General features: G+C 47.4%; 3 protein-coding genes. 1 reads left to right on the forward strand and 2 read right to left on the reverse strand.

What is annotated here, in order from left to right:
- On the forward strand, nucleotides 1–249 hold a 249-nt coding region (locus HUX64_RS19125; protein WP_217426419.1), incomplete at its 5' end, for a hypothetical protein.
- A 271-nt stretch (nucleotides 250–520) separates the two neighbouring features.
- Here HUX64_RS19125 and HUX64_RS03165 read toward each other — a convergent pair.
- Both HUX64_RS03165 and HUX64_RS03170 read right to left on the reverse strand, forming a co-directional pair.
- The gene (locus tag HUX64_RS03165) at nucleotides 521–1,465 is read right to left on the reverse strand and encodes a hypothetical protein (protein ID WP_174624791.1); all 945 of its coding nucleotides are present in this window, start codon (nucleotides 1,463–1,465) and stop codon (nucleotides 521–523) included.
- Nucleotides 1,466–1,867: 402 nt separating this feature from the next.
- Nucleotides 1,868–2,341 (reverse strand): hypothetical protein (locus HUX64_RS03170; RefSeq protein WP_174624792.1); only part of this gene is annotated, 474 nt, incomplete at its 5' end.

A 2,341-nucleotide genomic window follows, 5' to 3' on the forward strand; every position in this document is an offset into this window, starting at 1 on the left:
TCTGTAATCAGGATGCTGGCACAACTACTGTATATGCGCGACATGTTGGAAGAGCAAGTAAAATTGCCCGGAATGCGCCTGAGCCGCTATTTATTTTCTCGGGACGAGAGCGAGCTTGGTTGGTATTTACCCAAGCTGCGCCGCAGTTTGCGCTTGATTAATAATTTTCATCTCTTTCTTCCTGAACCGGTAATTCATCTACTACTAATCCCGGTTCGAAATAACAAAGACAGCAGGTTTTTGTTATAAAAGTATTCCATGAGCTTTTACAAGAAAATCCGCTATTGATAAAATCACCTGCTTTTGCGATGTTAATGATTTTTGTCAAGCATCCATGACTGAATAGTCCTGGCAGGCTGATATCCGCTTTGCCAAACGCGGCCTGGCGGCATCGAAATACCGGGGTTATCAACCCTGCTACAGCTTAGCCCCGTCTTTGTCGGCGGACTGTCATCAGGTGGCCTGAAACAGGCGCCGCCAAAGGCAAATATTTGGGCCGTTACAAGCGCTTCCGGCTTGATTAATTTCCCTGAATTGTCAGAGTCGGCGGTTGAACCTTTTCTCCCTTCTCCGCCAACGTCATAATGATCATCAAAAACGTAAGCACTCTCTTTGATCGGTAGTCCCGATCGTCAATCCAATACCAATAATCCCGGTAGTTAACCGCTACAAAGCTGTCTGACGGCGCCGGTTGCGACTTTTGCGCATGAATCCTGACCAAAGGCGGTAATGACAAACTGTCGCTCAACGCTGGCATTGGCGGATAGGTTCGTTGTTCGGCTGCATGCTCGGGCGGAACTTCGATGTTAGATCCCAGGTGGCTCATGATTTGAAACCCGGAGCGCGTTTGCATAGAGATTACATGGGCTTTTTCAGATGCCGCACCGTAAACAACCTGGACTTCCTGCTGATCGGGCCGAAGGCCCAACAGCTCTCTGACCAGTTTCGTGTCGGCCTGGATTTCAGGAGAATTGTCTTTTCGGCTGATGACCAGTTCCGTCCTTACCCGATCAGTTTCTTTTAGGGCCTCCATCCTGATATCGAGCGCATCAGCGTCCTGAAGCCGTCGCAGAGCTGCCAAGAGTCTGTAAAAATCAAAATCAGCCGCATGGCTCCGTGCTCCCGCTTTACGATTCGAAAGGCCGTTGATCGATTGTGCCCCGATCTGTAGCACAGCATCTATCGGCCATCCTTCAATAATGAGCCTCAATAGGTTCCAAGGCGAGATGGGCGCGATCAGCACTTGCAGAAAATCGACGCCGGTTAAGGGCGAGTAGGTGATTGTCGGCCGGTCAGTGAAACTTCCTGAAGGTCCTAAATCCACTATATCCCCCATTGCACTCCCGATATTCAACGTTCCCTTAACATCCATACTCCCTTGCAGTTCGTATCCGCTGATAATCTGGCTCACTGTTAAAAACACCGGTGTGTCGAAGTAGCGCAGCTTGACTATGTTGAGCAGCATTTGCTGCTTCCAGGAACTTGAAATCGCGTTAATGTAGTCGAAGCGATCGCGATCTACGCTTGACGGCCCAACGCTGCTGCATCCCGGCAGATAAAGCGCGATGCTCGCTAGGAGAAATAGGTGACTTATATCAGTCCAATTGCAGTGATTATGCCTATTCTTAGGCTGACCGCTTAATCGTCCCCTCGCCATTTCCGGATTCTCCCCTTTTGATTTACCGTTTTTTAGATAAGTTACCTGCTTGCGGGCTTCTTAACCACTGCCATTTTCATATCTACGCAAATTAGTTTCCCACGGACGCCGTGATTGCCCTCATCATGGATTTAGATTGAACAGCTTTTCCTTAATAGAGGGATTATCGTGTTCCAGAGCGTCAAGGCAAAACAAAGAATATGACGATCGCTAAAGTTTCCCAAACCGCTTCTTCGCAGCTATAAGTGATCCGGGAAAATAATTCCAGGCATTGCCGTTATCAAGCTTCTGTGTGGCTACATATCCTTGTTTGACATTAAGGAGATTGAAATTATAGTCTCGCATTTGGAGGCCATCGGTGTTTTGATAGACAAAGGGGAAGAAGAATCTGATACCGTAGCGTAACACTGCTCGAACTGTTTTTTCTACTTCAACGGCTTCTACGGACGGGAACTTAAGTTTTTGGAATAGTGCTTGCAGATAATTGACACCAGTGTAAGTCTGTTCACCTGATATTATTCTATCGCAGGTTTTTATCTGATAGAAGTAATCCCTAAAGGCATTGCTAAATAAATATAGACAATGTATAAGTTTTGCAACATTCAGATGCCTTGGGAGGGCGTGATGGATTGTCCAAAATGCGGCAAGCAAGCGAACTGCAAAGACGGCCGAGCGAATGGCCGT

The sequence above is a fragment of the Candidatus Methylobacter favarea genome, assembly GCF_902806695.1.
GTDB classification, from domain to species: Bacteria; Pseudomonadota; Gammaproteobacteria; order Methylococcales; family Methylomonadaceae; genus Methylobacter_B; species Methylobacter_B favarea.